Raw genomic sequence first — 15,849 nt, 5'->3', positions numbered from 1 at the left:
GATCTCGCGCATGAGGTCGGCGGTTTCGCTGGGTGTTTTGCCGACCTTGACTCCTGCTGCTTCGAGTGCTTCTTTCTTGGCTTGTGCGGTGCCCGCTGAGCCGGAGACGATGGCGCCGGCGTGGCCCATGGTCTTGCCTTCGGGGGCGGTGAACCCGGCGACGTAGCCGACGACGGGTTTGGTGACGTTGGCCTTGATGAAGTCCGCGGCGCGTTCTTCGGCGTCGCCGCCGATCTCACCGATCATCACGATGGCCTCGGTGTCGGGGTCGGCCTCGAACGCCTGCAGGGCGTCGATGTGGGTGGTCCCGATGACCGGGTCCCCGCCGATGCCGATCGCGGTGGAGAAACCGAAGTCCCGCAGCTCGTACATCATCTGGTAGGTCAACGTCCCGGACTTCGACACCAACCCGATCTTGCCCGCTCCGGCGATGTCGGCCGGGATGATCCCGGCGTTGGACTCACCGGGGGAGATGATGCCTGGACAGTTCGGGCCGATGATCCGGGTCTGGTTGCCCTTCGCGCACGCATGCGCCCAGAAATAGGCGCTGTCGTGCACCGGAATGCCCTCGGTGATCACCACGGCCAGGGGGATCTGGGCGTCGATGGCCTCGATGACCGCGTCCTTGGCGAACTTCGGCGGCACGAACACGACGCTGACGTCGGCTCCGGTTTCCTTCATGGCCTCTTCGACGGTACCGAACACCGTCAGGTCCTTACCGCCGATCGTGACGCTCTGCCCGGCCTTGCGGGCGTTGACCCCGCCGACGATGTTGGTGCCCGCGGCGAGCATCTTGGTGGTGTGTTTGGTGCCCTCACCACCGGTGATGCCCTGCACGATGACCTTGCTGCTGCTGTTCAAAAAAATCGACATGGTTCAGGCCCCCGCTGCCGCGAGCTCGGCGGCCTTGTCGGCCGCGTTGTCCATTGTGTCCACCTGGGTCACCAGCGGGTGGTTCGCCTCGTCCAGAATCCGCCGGCCCTCGAGCACGTTGTTGCCATCCAGACGCACCACCAACGGCTTCGTCGCACTGTCACCCAAAATCTTGAGCGCCTCCACGATGCCGGTCGCGACCGCGTCACACGCGGTGATCCCACCGAACACGTTCACGAACACCGACTTGACGTCCGGATCCCCCAGGATCACATCCAGCCCGTCGGCCATCACCTGCGCCGACGCGCCACCACCGATGTCCAGGAAGTTCGCCGGCTTCACATTCCCGTGCTTCTCCCCGGCGTAGGCCACCACATCCAGGGTGGACATGACCAGACCGGCACCGTTACCGATGATCCCGACCTGACCATCATCGAGCTTCACATAGTTCAAACCCTTGGCCTTGGCCTTCGCCTCCAAGGGGTTCTCGGTGCGCTCATCGACCAACGCGGCATGATCGGGGTGACGGAAATCGGCGTTCTCGTCCAGGGTGACCTTGCCGTCCAACGCGATCACATTATCCGCGGGATCGCGGACCAGCGGGTTGACCTCGACCAGCGTGGCGTCCTCACCGACGAAGGTCTCCCACAACTTCACGATCACCGACGCGGCCTTGTCCGCCACCTCGGCCGGATACTTCGCCGCCGCCACGATCTCATCAGCCTTGGCCTTGTCCACCCCGGCGATCGCATCGATCGGAACCCGAGCCAACGCCTCCGGCCGCTCCACCGCCAGCTGCTCGATCTCCATACCACCCTCAGCACTGGCCATCGCCAGGAAAGTACGGTTCGACCGATCCAACAAGAACGAGAAGTAATACTCCTCAGCGATATCCGAAGCCTCGGTCACCAACACCTGATGCACCGTGTGACCCTTGATATCCATACCCAGGATCGCCCCAGCCTTCTCCTGGGCCTCACCCGCATCCTTCGCCAGCTTCACACCACCGGCCTTACCCCGCCCACCAGTCTTCACCTGGGCCTTCACCACCACAGCCGTACCAATCTCGGACGCGGCAGCCGCCGCATCCTCGGCCGTGGTGACGGTGCGACCCGGCAGCACCGGGACGTCATGGGCGGCGAAGAGATCCTTCGCCTGGTACTCGTACAGGTCCACTCGTAATCTCCTGCCGCGTTTGTTCGTGGGCTGCGTCTCCGGAGTGTTTCCAGCTCGGGACGCCCACGCTGTGAGCTGCGGGGATGACCTTATCGGCGCTCGCCGTCGTCAGCCCGGTCCGCCTCCGTGAACCCTCTCACGTTCGACTTGTCCACCAGGCTGGGTGAACGATTTCCACCCCGCGTCTTAACTTCGGTTTAGGCTTGCGGGCTCGCTGAGGCCTTCGCCACAGCCAGTGCGCCGGCGGACAGCGTGGCCAGTTCGGCCGCTTCGTCGGCGGTCAGCGCGGCGCCGACGATGTCGGCCATGCGCCGGTTGGTGGCATCTTCGGCGGCCTGCTTCGCGTCGCGCTTGTCCTCGCCGTCGGCGAACGGCTCGGACCAGCCGAACATCGAGCAGTACTCGGTGCCCTTGTTGAGCATGTGCGCCTCGATGGGGCTCAGCCCGGACAGCGCGAGCGCGTTCATGTGGATGCTGCCGCGCAGCTCCCGCAGCTTGAACAGGACCTGGAGCGCGCGGGCCTCGGCGTCCTCGGCGACCGGCATCGGCGCCCAGCCCGCGAACAGCGGCAGCCCGGAGATCGGAGCGGCGTCGACGACCTTCTGCCCCAGCTCGGCGAGCCGGTCCAGGCCTTCCGCGCCCGTGAGGTGCTTACGTGCGAAGTCGGCGATCTGCTCGTTGTAGACCGACGCGCCCCCCGCGGCGCCGTGCACCGCGACGCCCTGTTCCCAGAACATCTTCACGGCGTTCGGCTCGAACACGGCGAAGACCGCGCTGACGGTGCTGGCGTCGGCCTCGCCGAGTACCCCGCCCCGGCCGGCGAAGTAACCGGCGAACGGGTGCGGGTACCCCTTGGCCGCGCTCTGCTCGAACGTCTCGGGGTGCAGCATGAACAGGGCGCCGATCTCCTCGATCGGCCCACCCGCTGCTCGGACGGCATCTACTGTGCTGGCGTCGCTCACTGGCTCTCGGCTCCTCGTCTCGACCGACAGCCCCGTCGCCGCCGGCCCTGCTCAGAACCCTAGTCAGTGAGCCGCCGTTCACATCGGGACGTCACTCACACCGGTCTGGTCAGCCTCGCAGAGCGTCCTGTCGCGTCGCAGACGCTGCAGTGTCTGCGACGCGACGTGAAGCTCTGCGAAGTCGGGCTCAGCGCCGTGTGGACGCCGCGGTTCAGGAGGCCCGGCGGCGCGCGGCCGAGGGCGACACCGATCGCAGCTGAGCCGGCTCACGCAGGGCCATGACCATCGCGGCCAGCACGACCAGCAGGCACAGCGCGGTCGCCACCGCGCCCTCGCCCCAGCCGGACGTCATGCCCGCGCTCGCGCCGTACTCCGCGAGCGGACCGGTCAGCCCAACGCCCGGCACCGCACGCAGCAGGCGCAGCACCAGTACGACGGCGACGCCGCCGAACAGCGCGGCCGCCTGCCCGGCGCGACAGCGCGGCCCGATCAGGACCGCGCCGAACGTCGCGCCGAACGCGGCCAGCAGCGCCCAGCCGGGCAGGCCGAACGGCGGCTGGACCACCCCGGTACTGCCCCACATCGTGCCGTCGGACAGCGGCAGCCAGAACGCGGGCAGGGTGAGCACCGACGCCGCCGAGGCCGCCGGCGTCGTGGGCCCGTCGAACCGGGCCGTGCTCAGGTCGACCTCGGTGCGCTCGAAACCCCCGGAGACCAGCGCCGCGACGACCGTGGCCAGCGTCAGCGGCAACGTCAGGACCAGCAGCCAGAAACCGGGGCCCGGCCCGACACCGTCGAGGCTGAACACCGCCAGCAACTCGCGCAGCGGTTCGGACACCGCCATCGGAACCGCGACCAGCACGACGGCCAGCGTCGACCGCAGTGCGGGACGGAACAGGCTCGCCACCCCGAGCCCGGCCACGATCACCGCGGTCAGCACCGGCAGTGGGACGGACGCCGGTTCCGGACGCGGGAGGTCCGGCGCCAGGCGCAGCTGGTCGGTCGCCACTCCGGCGATCACGCAGGCAGCGGTCAGCACGGCCAGAGACCCGCTCACCAGCCGCCAGCGGCGGGCCAGCAGCGGGTGCGGCACGGGCGGACGACGGACGGCTCCGTGCTCGACGCGGCGCCGCCGTCCCCGGACGCCGACCCAGATGGCCAGCAGGACGAGGCCGAACGCACCGAGCAACGCCAGTATCGAACCGCCGCTGACCTGCAGGGCCGGAACCGCCGTGGCCACCACCACACGGGGGACGACCACGCCGAACACCGCGAGCGCGGCGCCCAGCAACCCACCGAGTGCGACCGGCGGCTCCGGCGCGGACCCGGCCAGGAGCACCGCGAGCAGCACCGAGGCGGCCAGCAGGAACTGACCCACCGCGGCGAGCGTCGGAGCGTCCAGTACCGAACGCGGCACGAGGTAGGGGTCGGTCGAGGAGAACGGCGCGGCCAGCATGCCGTAGCCGGCGAGCACCGCGCAGCCCATGCCGACCAGCGCGACCGAGGCCGGCGTCCGAGCCGGTTCCGGTTCCCCGCCCTGTCGCGGTACGGCACGCGGGCGCGGACCTCGATAGGGCCGTAGCGGGCTGAACTCCCGCGCCGCGGCAAGGCCGGCCACCGCGGTGAAGGCCTGGCCCAGCAGTCCCAGCAGCAGGCCGGGTCCGGGGTGCAGGGCCCCGAGTCCGATCGGCGCGACCAGCTCGACCCGGGCCGCTCGCGCCGGGTCGAGGACCAGCTGCACGTCGAGCAGCACCCGGCCGACGGCCGCCGCGCCGAACGACAGCATCAACGCCAGCGCGGGTCTGCGTCCGCGCATCGCCACGAGCAGGACCATGGCCAGCGCGACGGGGAGGGCGGCGAGCACCGCGAGCAGTGGCCACACCTGCAACGCGGGACCGATGTTCGTCCCGTCCGGCCTTCTGGCAAGCACGTACCGGGGCCCGGCCGCGATCAGCAGTGCGCCGAGGACGGCTCCGCTCATCACCACCGGGGTGAGCCGGCTCAACCGTGCGGGCCGCATCGGGCGAAAGCTAGTGCATGGCGTGTGAAAGTGCAGTTCAGCGCCACTATTTCACCCAGTCGTTAACGCAACGGCCATCTTGATCTACGGCGCAATAGGTGTACTGAATGAGTTTCTGACGTACCGTCTAACCATGTCAGTCCCCGACGACGAGGGCTGTGCGTCCCGCGAATCAGTGGCACGCACGCCGGACAGCCGCCACGCCCACGCGGCCGATGTCCCGGTCCCCCGATCCTCCCTGCGCGCCATCGGGACACTCGCCGCGGCCGCAGCCACAAATACCTTCCGCACGCTGCGCACGCCGTCCGGCCTGCGTGGCGCCGCGGTGGAGACCGCCTGGTGCGCCGCGCGCCTGGCGAGCTACCCGCTCGAGCTGATCCGCGAGCAGACCGGCGCCCACGAGCACTACCGCACCGACACGCTCAGCCCGGTCGAACGGGGCCTGGTCATGTCGGACATGACCGCGGCCGGGACCCCGGTCCTGCTGGTGCACGGCATGCTCGACAACCGTTCCGTGTTCTCCAGCTACCGCAGACAACTGCGGCAACGCGGCTTCGGCGCACTGGACGCGGTCAACTACAGCGCGTTCACCAACGACATCAGGGCCGCCGCGCACGACCTGCGCTCGCACATCAACCGCCTGCGCACCCGGACCGGCGCCGAGCGCATCCACGTCATCGGCCACTCGGTCGGCGGCCTGATCGCGCGCTACCACGTGCAGCGCCTCCGCGGCGACCACGCGGTGCACACGCTGGTCACGATCGGCACGCCGCACGCGGGCAGCGCCGCCGCGCACCTGCTGCCGACCCCGCTCGCCCGCCAGCTCGTCCCCGGGTCCGAGCTGCTGACCGAGCTGGCCGGACCGGCACCGGACTGCCGCACCCGTTTCCTCGTGGTGTCCAGCCGGATGGACCAGTTCATCGTGCCCAGCTCGCACGCCCGCCTCGAGCACCCGGACCTGGCCGTGCGCTGGACGACGTCGGTCACCTGTCACTCGCCTTTCATCCCCGCACGCTGCACTGGGTAGCGACCTCACTGCCCCGCCTGGGTGACCAACCGGCGCTGTCCACCACCCACTGACCGCATGATCCACAGAATGCCTGGTTGAGTAGGCAAGGCGATTTGCTTCGGTCCCCGATGCAGGTCTAGGTTTCGATGGTCCGTATCACAGATGGGTTACGGCGGCACGGTCGTCGAGCTGACCCCGAATCGGCTCGCGTGGTTTCTCCCCAGACCACACCGTTCACCACCGTCCGCACCCCGTCCTGAGTACGAAACAAGGCAGGACTTGGCGCTCGACCGCTCCCCACGCGGCGCCGACCCCGCCCCGAGGCACCGCCGCGACGGCCACAACGCCGCGCCGACGCATCGGGGACACCATCGGGCTCCGGCGCCTGTTTCGCCGTGGAATGGTGCACCGTGGCACGGCCGGATCGCGATCGCGGCGGTCGCCACCGGGGCCACCGTCGCGGGCGGCTTCAGCACGCTCGACCTGCCCCCGGTCGAGACCTATACCGACATCGCGAACGCCGCCAACGGCGCGCTCATCCAGAGCACCCCGACCGACCTGCCGAGCCGGACCAAGTCCGTCGCGCTGGGCAGCGGGCGGCACGCGGCACGCGACGACGCCGAGCTGGCCGTACTCAACGACGACACCGATGTCGCGGACGTCGAGAGCCTCACCAAGGCCGTCAAGTTCGGGGAGCTGCTCGCCGGTCAGGCGCTGAAGATCAAGGACGCGCTGTCCGACGGTGCGCCGGCCGCCTCCGTCTACCGGGGGCAGGAGTTCGTCAAGCCGACCGTCGGGAACTTCACCTCCGGTTTCGGCGGCCGCTGGGGCGTCACGCACTACGGCATCGACCTGGCGAACAAGATCGGCACGCCGATCTACGCGGTCACCGAGGGCACCGTCATCTCCTCCGGGCCGGCGTCCGGCTTCGGCATGTGGGTCCGCATCGAGCACCCCGGCGGCTGGATCAGCGTGTACGGCCACATCAACCGGTCGCTCGTGCACGTCGGCGAGAAGGTCGACGCGGGCGAGAAGATCGCCGAGATGGGCAACCGCGGCCAGTCCACCGGCCCGCACCTGCACTTCGAGATCTGGGATCCCAGCGGCAAGAAGCTCAACCCGCTGCCCTGGCTCGCCACCCGGGGTATCCGGGTGAGCGGTAACCCGGGCGTCAGCGCCGATTGACGTGCGCCCCTCCCACGCGGTGTGATCATCAGGTTGGCATCGCAAGGAGGCGGGGGACGATGGGCAAGCTCGACGGCAAGGTCGCGTTCATCACCGGGGCGGCGCGCGGGATGGGGCGAAGCCACGCCGTTCGCCTCGCCGAGGAAGGCGCCGACATCATCGCCGTCGACCTGTGCGCCCAGATCGACTCGGTGCCCTACCCGATGGCCGAGCCCACCGATCTCGACGAGACGGCGTCCCAGGTCGAGGCGCTGGACCGGCGGATCGTCGCCCGGCAGGCCGACGTCCGCGACCGCGACGCGCTGCGGGCCGCGTTCGACGCCGGTGTGGCCGAGCTGGGTGCCGTCGACATCGTGCTCGCCAACGCGGGCATCGCTCCGCACTCACTGCGGCCCCAGGCCCAGGAATGGCACGACGTGCTCGCGGTCAACCTCACCGGCGTCTACCACACGGTCGAGGTCGCCGTCCCGTCGATGATCGAGCGCGGCGCCGGCGGGTCGATCGTGATCACCAGCTCGACGGCGGGGCTGACCGGCATCGGCGGTGGGAGCCCGGGCGGGCTCGGCTACGCGGCCGCCAAGCACGGCGTCGTCGGTCTGATGCGCTCGTACGCGAACCTGCTGGCCCAGCACTCGATCCGGGTCAACACCGTCCACCCCACCGGCGTCGCCACACCGATGATCGTCAACGACGTCATGCGGGAGTTCTTCGAGCGCGACCCGTCGCTCGGTCAGAACATGAACGCGCTGCCCGTCCCGATGATCGAGTCGCTGGACGTCTCGCACGCCATCGCCTGGCTCGTGTCCGACGAAGCCCGCTACGTGACCGGCGTGACCCTGCCGGTGGATGCGGGCTTCGTCGTCAAGAAATAACTACAGCTTCTGGAGCGGGACTCCGCCGATCAGCATCAGGCGGACCGTGCCCGAGCTGCCGAAGTCGATCGTCGCGGTAGCGCGCATGTCCACGCCGTCGGTCGCCACGACCGTGCCGAGGCCGTACTTGTCGTGGCTGACCCGGTCGCCGATCTCCAGCTTGAGCGCGGGCGCGGTGGTGCGCGCCGCGCCGGGCTTCCAGGTGCCACGTTCCGCGCCGCCGGGCGCGGGGCGGCGGCCGAATCCGACCATGCCGACCGGAGCGGACCGTTCGGGCGCGGACCGCCGCCAGTCGAGCAGCTCGGCCGGGATCTCGTCGAGGAAACGGGACGGCGGGTTGGTCGACGGCGTGCCGAACACCGACCGCACGATCGCCCGCGACAGGTACAGCCGCTCGCGTGCGCGGGTGATACCGACGTAGGCGAGCCTGCGCTCCTCGGCGAGCTCCTTCGGGTCGCTGAGCGACCGCATGTGCGGGAACACGCCGTCCTCCCAGCCGGTGCAGAACACCACCGGGAACTCCAGGCCCTTCGCCGTGTGCAGCGTCATCAGCGTGACCACGCCGTCTCCGCCGTCCGGGATCGAGTCGGCGTCGGCGACCAGCGCGACCCGCTCCAGGAACGCCGCCAGCGAGCCAGGAGCCGGGAGGCCCTGTTCCAGGGCCGCAGCCGTCGCCTCCGGGTCGGCGGCAGCATCACCGGCGAACTCCCGGGCGACCGTCACCAGCTCGGCGAGGTTCTCCACCCGCGACTCGTCCTGCGGGTCGTCGCTCTCCTGCAGCTCCGCCGTGTACCCGGTGCGGGTCAGCGCGGCCTCCAGCAGGTCGGCGACCGGCTCGCCGGCCACGACCTTCTCGCGCAGCTCGTCGAGCGTCTCGACGAACCCGGCGATGGCCCGCTGCGACCGGGTGGCCAGGGTCGGGACCTCGCCCTCGGCCGCGCGACGCAGCGCGGCGGCGAACGAGATGCGGTGCTTCTCGGCGGCCAGCGACACGGCCTCCTCGGCGCGGTCCCCGATGCCTCGGCGCGGCACGTTCAGAATGCGCCGCAGGCTGACCGTGTCCTCCGGGTTCGACAGCACCCGCAGGTAGGCCAGTGCGTCGCGCACCTCGCGCCGCTCGTAGAACCGCACTCCGCCGACGACCTTGTACGGCAGCCCCACACGCAGGAACACGTCCTCGAACACACGGGACTGCGAGTTGGTCCGGTAGAACACCGCGATGTCGCTGTTGCGCGCATGCCCGGCGTCGGACAGCCGGTCGATCTCGGACGCGACGAACGCGGCCTCGTCGTGCTCGTTGTCCGCGACGTACCCGACGATCTTCTCGCCGTCGCCCGCCTCCGACCACAGCCGCTTGTCGCGCCGGTCGGTGTTGCGCGCGATCACCGCGTTCGCCCCGGACAGGATCGTCTGGGTGGAGCGGTAGTTCTGCTCCAGCAGGATCGTGCGCGCGTCCGGGTAGTCGCGCTCGAACTCGACGATGTTGCGGATGCTCGCGCCGCGGAACGCGTAGATCGACTGGTCCGCGTCACCGACGACGCACAGCTCGGCCGGGCCGGGACCGTGCTGCTGCTCCGGGGTGTCCGGCGTGTCCCGGTCGGTGTGCCCGACCAGCTCGCGGATCAGCATGTACTGGGCGTGGTTGGTGTCCTGGTACTCGTCGACCATGACGTGGCGGAACCGCCGCCGGTAGTACTCGGCGACCGCCGGGAACGCCTGCAGCATGCTGACCGTGCGCATGATCAGGTCGTCGAAGTCGAGCGCGTTGGCCTGCTGCAACCTGCGCTGGTAGGACGCGTACACCTCGGCGACCCTGCGCTCGAAGTCGTTGGTCGCCCGGTCGGCGGCGTCGGTGGCGTCGAGCAGCTCGTTCTTCAGGTTCGAGATCTGCGCGGCCAGCCCGCGCGCCGGGTATCGCTTGGCGTCCAGGTCGAGATCGCGGGCGACCTGGGTGATGAGCCTGCGGCTGTCGTCGGCGTCGTAGATGGAGAAGCTGGAGCCCAGCTCGAGCGTCTTCGCCTCACGCCGCAGGATTCGCACACACATCGAGTGGAACGTCGACACCCACATGGCGGCGGCCCGGCGACCGACGAGCGAGGCGACCCGCTCGGCCATCTCCTTGGCCGCCTTGTTCGTGAACGTGATCGCCATGATCTGGCCCGGATGCACGTCACGGGCGGCGAGCAGGTAGGCGATCCGGTGCGCCAGGACCCGCGTCTTGCCCGAGCCCGCGCCCGCCACGATGAGCAGGGGCGAGCCCGCGTGGACCACCGCATCGCGCTGCTGCGGGTTCAGCCCGCGCAGCAACTCCTCATGGTCAGGACCGGACCCTCGCCCTCCGGCTGCGCTGGACGGCTTGGCTGTCTCTGCTGGCAGTTCGAACAACGCACTCATCGTCCGGTCACGGTACCTCTCGCCCCCGACACACCGATCGGGCGTGTCGGGCCGTCACTGTGTGGCACAATGTGGGGCGTGCCAGCGCGAATCTGCGAATTTAGCTATAGGTACCGGACCTCGGTGCCCGTGGCCGTCTGAGCACACCCCCTCCGCCACGTCGCCCCGAGTCCGAGGACCCGGGGCAGCTGCCATTCCCAGTCGTATGGCGTCGTCACGGGTCCGCACGAAACCCGAACCGACACCAGACCGACCCAGGAGAATCCCGTGACCAGCGCCGAGAGCTCGTCCACCACAGAACCGGCCGTCGAGATCGCCATCACCGACCCCAGCGCGCCGACTCCCGACATCAGCGCATTGCGCATCGAGATCGACCAGCTGGATGCCGACATCCTGCGCCTGATCAAGCGACGGACCGAGGTGTCCCAGCAGATCGGCGCCATCCGCCGCTCCGAGGGCGGCCCGCGCATAGTCCTGGCCCGCGAGCAGGCGGTACTGGCCCGCTTCCGAGAGCTCGGCCCCGAGGGCCGCGAGCTGGGCATGATGCTCCTGCGCCTGGGCAGAGGCAGACTAGGCAGGGCCTAACTGTCCCTGTGGCCCTGTTCCGCCCCACTTCGCAGACCTTCACGTTGCGTCGCAGATGTTGCAACATCTGCGACGCAACATGAACCTCTGCGAGGACGCCGGTGAAGTGCCCCCGGGAGCGGACCGGGAGGGGGCGCGCGGCACGAGAGGGCGCGGCGCAGCCGTGGCCCACCAGAGCGCCATCGGCTCGCCGCCACCTGCGACGGACACGCACACTGCCCCTTTCCCCGCGATCCCGGCCCGCACTTGGCGTGGTCGGGCGGTGTCAACCCGGAACCCTCGCCCCCGAACCCGTGCAACCAGGAACTCGTGCGAGGCCGGCGCCAGCCGGGGGTTGATACCGCCCGACCACGCCAAGACACTGGATGGCCAGCGGGGATTCAGCCCCGTACCCGACTTGGGCCCGTACCCGGCCTGGCCCGCGCCCTACCTGGCCCGTGCCCGGCTTGGCCCGTACCCGGCTGAGCCCGTGCCCGGCTCCAAGGCATCTCGGCTTCGCCGTCGACTCGTGAGTGGCAAGGGCGCCTATAGGCGCCCGGATCACTCACGACGGAAAAGCTGTCGTGAGTGCTCCGAGCGCCTACGCCTTCGGCGCCGCTTCGCGGTAGACGCCCTTGCCACTCACGAGGGTGGGAACCCGCGGAAGACGCAGCGCGTTGGGGATCACATGGGTGCTGTGTTCGGGTTGGTTGCGTTTCTGATCGCTCTCGTGGGGTTGCTCGCCGCGGCGGGCAACGCCGGTTACCTCACGATGTTGTCCTCCGCGGCCACCAAGCGCGGCATGTCGGGCGAGGCCACGGCTGAGTACGTCCGAGGTCAGCGGACGACGTCGTTCGTTCTCGCCGGAGTCGCGCTCGTCGGCCTGCTCCTCACGATCAGCGGCGGGCCGGTCCTCGATCTGATCGGTCTCGTCCTCGGCGGCGGCGCCGGCCTCGCCGGCTACCGCGCGCTGGAGGGGACCCGCAAGCGCTTCCGGAACTGACCCCGCGACGACCCGACGCCGCGCACCTGGAGTCAAGGTGCGCGGCGTCACGTGTGTCGTGGCCGATCCCGGACCGCTCATCCCACCTGCCACGCCGCTCCAGCCGACCACATCGACCCCGCTCGCCACATGCCTCGGGGGACTACCCGCACGGTCCACAACGTGGACCAGAGAAGCGGTTGGTCCAACGGTCGGTAAGCATCGGCGAGCGGCGGTTAGGCCGCTCGGGTGACTCAGGTTGAGCGGTTGAGATGCGCTTGGCTCCGATGGTCACGCTCCGGTAAACATCTCTAGGACGCTCATCCCCAGGAGGACTCTCGATCGTGGCAGACTTCGCTCCCCAGCGCGGTGGTCAGCCCATCCGGTCCGTGATCACCGTCGCCGATCTCCTCGGCAGACGGTCCACACCGGCCGGCGCTCAGGACGGTGCGTCACGCGGTGCTCGCACCGTGGTTTCCGTCCACGCTCTGATGCGCCGAGAAGGGCATGCACCACACCACCCCGGACATCCGGTCGGACCCCGAACCGACCGGATGCTCGCGGGGCTGGCTTCCTCGCCACGTCGCAAGCTGGCCAGCACGGCCGGCGCGGTCGTGGCGGCAGGCACCCTCGCGGGTGCGGCCGCGCTGTTCGGTCAGTCCGTGTCCGGACCGGCGGGCAGCAGCGCGGCGGGCAGCGGCTATCCGAACCTCGGCGGGACGTTGGGCAACCCGGGTCGCCCCGGTGAGCTGCCATTGGCCCTCACCGCCCCGGGTCTCGGCCCGCTCGGCGGCGAGGGCGCCATCTCGCCGGTGGCGTTCGAACCGCCGTTGCCGAGCGGCCCGACGTTCCTCCCGCCCGGGCTGGGTCCCGCCTCCCCGGTAATCGGCACCCCCTCGGCGGTCCCCCCGGCCACCGCGCCGGCCACCGGCGGTACAACACCCGGGGTCGCACCCGCGTCCAGCTCGACGGGCCAGTCCCGGGGCGGCGCGGTCGGCGGCACGACCGACTCGCTGCTCAGCGGCACCGGTGACGCACTGGGCGGAACGGTCAGCGGGCTGGGCCGCGCGGTCGGCGGGCCGCTGGGCGGCACCGTGGACTCCCTCGGTGGAACGGTCAGCGACACCACCCGCACGCTCGGCAGGGTCACCGCGAACACCGTCGACACGGTGGGCTCGGTCGCGGGCGGCGGTGTGCACACCCTCAGCGGCGTGGTCGGCGGTGCCGGTGGCGCGGTCGGCGACACGGTCAGCTCGGTGGGCCGGTCGCTCCCGCTGCTCGGCCCGCCGGTGGCCGGGCTCGGCGGCGCGGTCAGCGACACGACTCGGGGGCTGGCGAAGACGGTCGACTCGACGGCCGGTGGTCTGGTGAAAGGGCTGGTCGGTGGCGTGAGCGGAACGACCGACGACCTGACCGGCTCCCAGCGTTCGAGTCGCTCGGGCAAGAAATCCTCCGACGACTCCGCCCTGAGTAGCCTGAACAAGCCGATCAGCCATTCCGACGCGGCCAGCGACACGGTCCGTTCGGTCGGTGGAGTGGTCGACGGCCTCCTCGGCGGCGGCTCCGGCAAGCACTCCGCTTCGAAGTCGAAGGGCTCCCATCGGGCCGACTCGGACGACGACTCCGCTTCGGACCGGCGTAACTCTCGGCGTGATTCCGACGACGACTCGGACAAGCGCTCCTCGCGGTCGGGCAAGCACAGCTCTAGCGGCGGGAAGCACTCCGGCGGCGGCCTCGGTGGGGCGGTCTCCGGCTTGCTCGGCGGCAACTGAATTTGTGACATGAACCACACGCACGCTCACTCGGGCCGCACAAGAGGAACACAAGACCGTGACTGATGTGAGCTGGCCGTACTGGCCGTCCGCGACCGTGGCGCTCGCCCACCCCGGGCTGATGATCGCCGACCGCTACCGGCTGATCGAACAGATCGGCGTCGGGGCCATGGGCGCGGTGTGGCTCGGGACCGACCAGCGCCTCAACCGGCAGGTCGCGCTCAAACAGGTCGTCCTCGAACCCGGTCTCGACCTGCGTCAGGCCTCCGAGGCGCGGCAGCGCATCCTGCGTGAGGGCCGCATCTCGGCGCGCCTGCAGCACCCGCACGCGGTCGCGATCTACGACGTCTCGATGCACGACGGTGAGCCGTGGCTGGTCATGGAGTACCTGCGCTCCCGCAGCCTCGCCCAGATCCTCACCATGGACGGTCTGCTCACCGACCGGGCCACCGCTCGCATCGGTGCGCAGCTGGCCGACGCGCTGAACGCCGCGCACCAGGCAGGCATCGTGCACCGGGACGTCAAACCGGGCAACGTGCTGGTCTGCGCCGGCGGGCAGGTCAAGCTGTCCGACTTCGGCATCGCCAGGGCAGCCGGTGACATCACCGTCACCCAGACCGGCGTGCTCACCGGCACCCCCGACTACTTCGCGCCGGAGATCGCCCGAGGCGGCCCGCCCACCCCCGAGGGCGACGTCTTCTCACTCGGCGCGACGCTCTACATCAGCGTCGAGGGTGAACCGCCGTTCGGTTCCGAGAAGAACCCGCTGACCAAGATGCACATGGTCGCGGCGGGCAAGGTCCGTCCCGCCCGGCAGGCCGGTCGGCTCGGCCCGGTGCTGGAGCGGCTGCTCGACCCCGACCCGTCCCGGCGGCCGAGCGCCGAAGAGGCGCGGCAGATGCTGCTGGACGCCGAACGCGGCATCGCCCCGACCGCGAAGGTGCCGCCGCCTCGCCGCGCCGACGGTGTGCCCGCCCCGATGGCCGCCGCGCTGCCCGCCGCCCGGGTCTCCGGGACGTTGCCGCCGACCCCCGGCCCGCACCGCAGGCGCCGGCCCGTCGACCGGCGCCGGCTCACGATCGGCGCGCTCGCCGGCGGCGCGGTGCTCGCCGCGACCGTCGCCGGGACGATCGCGCTGAGCGGCTCCGACGCGGGCACGCTCGGTTCCGACTCGACCACGGCGGCCTCGTCCGCGGTCGCCACCGACAGCGACCTGTCCTCCGCGGTGCAGCAGTACTACTCGCGGCTGCCCACCAACCCGACCGCCGCGTGGGGCCAGCTCACCGCCAAGGCGCACGGCCAGCTCGGCGGCTCCGCCGCGTTCAGCCGGTACTGGAAGGACGTGCGGTCGCTGCGGCTGATCAGCAGCAGCGTCTCGGCGCCGACGCACTCGGTGCGCGCGCAGCTGCGGCTGCAGACCACCACGGGCGCGATCCGCACCGCGACCCAGCAGCTCACCTTGGTCCCGGGCCCCAACGGCACCTGGCAGATCGACGCGTTCAGCGGCTAATTCGCGACCCCTCGTGAGTGCACTCCGACCTGTGTGCAGCCCTGACGTGCTGATCCCCTTGTGCCCCGGCTTTCGTGAGTGGCAAGTGGTCCTGTAGCAACCCTGGGCACTCACGACGGAAGAGCCGTCGTGAGTGCCCAGGGTTGCTACGCCTTCGGCGCCCCTTCAGGGTAGGCCCACTTGCCACTCACGGGGGGTGTCCCTATGGCACTTGTCAAGCTGCGGCTGGGAGTTTCGGGGCGTGTGAGTTGCTTGGGTGTCGGTAGAGGGCGTGGTCTCGGAGCATGGCGTAGAGGACGTCGCAGCGTCGTCGGGCCAGGCAGATGAGGGCGGCGTTGTGCTTTTTCTTTTCGGCTCGTTTGCGGTCGTAGTAGGCGCGGCTGGTGGGGTCGGACAGGGCGGCGAACGCGGCGAGGAAGAACGCGCGTTTAAGTTTGCGGTTGCCGGTGCGTGCGGGGTGTTCGCCTTTAATGCTGGTGCCGGAGATGCGGCTGACTGGTGCGATGCCGGCGTAGGCGGCCAGGTGCGCG

At 70.2% G+C, this 15,849-nt stretch carries 13 protein-coding genes; 7 read left to right on the top strand and 6 right to left on the bottom strand.

The window, feature by feature from the left end:
* The 4 genes from sucD to G406_RS0123115 all read right to left on the bottom strand — a co-directional run.
* Window positions 1-873, bottom strand: an 873-nt coding sequence (gene sucD, locus G406_RS0123130) for a succinate--CoA ligase subunit alpha (protein WP_028933160.1), incomplete at its 3' end; no start/stop codon positions are given.
* Window positions 874-876: 3 nt separating this feature from the next.
* The gene (gene sucC / locus G406_RS0123125; RefSeq protein ID WP_028935605.1) at window positions 877-2,049 is read right to left on the bottom strand and encodes an ADP-forming succinate--CoA ligase subunit beta; all 1,173 of its coding nucleotides are present in this window, start codon (window positions 2,047-2,049) and stop codon (window positions 877-879) included.
* 197 nt (window positions 2,050-2,246) lie between these two features.
* Window positions 2,247-3,011, bottom strand: coding sequence for an SCO6745 family protein (locus G406_RS0123120; protein WP_028935604.1), 765 nt, complete (start codon window positions 3,009-3,011; stop codon window positions 2,247-2,249).
* A gap of 211 nt (window positions 3,012-3,222) precedes the next feature.
* Window positions 3,223-5,031, bottom strand: coding sequence for a hypothetical protein (locus tag G406_RS0123115; protein WP_156935102.1), 1,809 nt, complete (start codon window positions 5,029-5,031; stop codon window positions 3,223-3,225).
* Between the two features lie 133 nt (window positions 5,032-5,164).
* Between G406_RS0123115 and G406_RS49200 the strand changes: the two genes are divergently transcribed.
* The 3 genes from G406_RS49200 to G406_RS0123100 all read left to right on the top strand — a co-directional run bounded on the left by G406_RS49200 (window position 5,165) and on the right by G406_RS0123100 (window position 8,097).
* Window positions 5,165-6,058, top strand: a complete 894-nt coding sequence (locus G406_RS49200) for an esterase/lipase family protein (protein ID WP_156935101.1) — start codon at window positions 5,165-5,167, stop codon at window positions 6,056-6,058.
* Window positions 6,059-6,319: 261 nt separating this feature from the next.
* Complete coding sequence (locus tag G406_RS49195; RefSeq protein ID WP_051342549.1) at window positions 6,320-7,225, top strand: M23 family metallopeptidase; 906 nt, start codon at window positions 6,320-6,322, stop codon at window positions 7,223-7,225.
* Between the two features lie 59 nt (window positions 7,226-7,284).
* Window positions 7,285-8,097, top strand: coding sequence for a mycofactocin-coupled SDR family oxidoreductase (locus G406_RS0123100; RefSeq protein WP_028935602.1), 813 nt, complete (start codon window positions 7,285-7,287; stop codon window positions 8,095-8,097).
* On the opposite strand, the gene pcrA is transcribed toward G406_RS0123100, so the two are convergent.
* Entirely contained in the window at window positions 8,098-10,491 is a 2,394-nt protein-coding gene (gene pcrA, locus G406_RS0123095) for a DNA helicase PcrA (protein WP_028935601.1), read from the bottom strand.
* Window positions 10,492-10,803: 312 nt separating this feature from the next.
* Between pcrA and G406_RS0123090 the strand changes: the two genes are divergently transcribed.
* From G406_RS0123090 to G406_RS49180, 4 genes are all read left to right on the top strand, one after another.
* On the top strand, window positions 10,804-11,076 hold the full coding sequence (locus G406_RS0123090; RefSeq protein WP_028935600.1) for a chorismate mutase: 273 nt from the start codon (window positions 10,804-10,806) through the stop codon (window positions 11,074-11,076).
* Window positions 11,077-11,743: 667 nt separating this feature from the next.
* Window positions 11,744-12,058, top strand: coding sequence for a hypothetical protein (locus tag G406_RS0123085; RefSeq protein ID WP_028935599.1), 315 nt, complete (start codon window positions 11,744-11,746; stop codon window positions 12,056-12,058).
* Between the two features lie 323 nt (window positions 12,059-12,381).
* Window positions 12,382-13,809: a hypothetical protein gene (locus G406_RS57235; RefSeq protein WP_028935598.1), complete on the top strand. Its 1,428-nt coding sequence runs from the start codon at window positions 12,382-12,384 to the stop codon at window positions 13,807-13,809.
* A gap of 58 nt (window positions 13,810-13,867) precedes the next feature.
* On the top strand, window positions 13,868-15,319 hold the full coding sequence (locus G406_RS49180) for a serine/threonine-protein kinase (RefSeq protein WP_156935100.1): 1,452 nt from the start codon (window positions 13,868-13,870) through the stop codon (window positions 15,317-15,319).
* A gap of 214 nt (window positions 15,320-15,533) precedes the next feature.
* Here G406_RS49180 and G406_RS49175 read toward each other — a convergent pair.
* On the bottom strand, window positions 15,534-15,849 hold a 316-nt coding region (locus tag G406_RS49175), incomplete at its 5' end, for an IS110 family transposase (RefSeq protein WP_037078143.1).

The sequence above is a fragment of the Actinospineispora spinosispora DSM 44797 genome (assembly GCF_000429025.1).
In the GTDB taxonomy this organism is placed as follows: Bacteria; Actinomycetota; Actinomycetes; order Mycobacteriales; family Pseudonocardiaceae; genus Pseudonocardia; species Pseudonocardia spinosispora.
The sequence above is the reverse complement of the archived record's forward strand: the minus strand, read 5'-3'. Positions and strand labels throughout refer to the sequence as shown.

Excerpts from the sequence above, each read along its gene's own strand:
- G406_RS49200 (WP_156935101.1), top strand. The coding sequence starts at position 5,165 with ATGTCAGTCCCCGACGACGAGGGCTGTGCGTCCCGCGAATCAGTGGCA.
- G406_RS0123085 (WP_028935599.1), top strand. The coding sequence starts at position 11,744 with ATGGGTGCTGTGTTCGGGTTGGTTGCGTTTCTGATCGCTCTCGTGGGG.
- pcrA (WP_028935601.1), bottom strand. The coding sequence starts at position 10,491 with ATGAGTGCGTTGTTCGAACTGCCAGCAGAGACAGCCAAGCCGTCCAGC.
- G406_RS0123115 (WP_156935102.1), bottom strand. The coding sequence starts at position 5,031 with ATGCGGCCCGCACGGTTGAGCCGGCTCACCCCGGTGGTGATGAGCGGA.
- G406_RS0123100 (WP_028935602.1), top strand. The coding sequence starts at position 7,285 with ATGGGCAAGCTCGACGGCAAGGTCGCGTTCATCACCGGGGCGGCGCGC.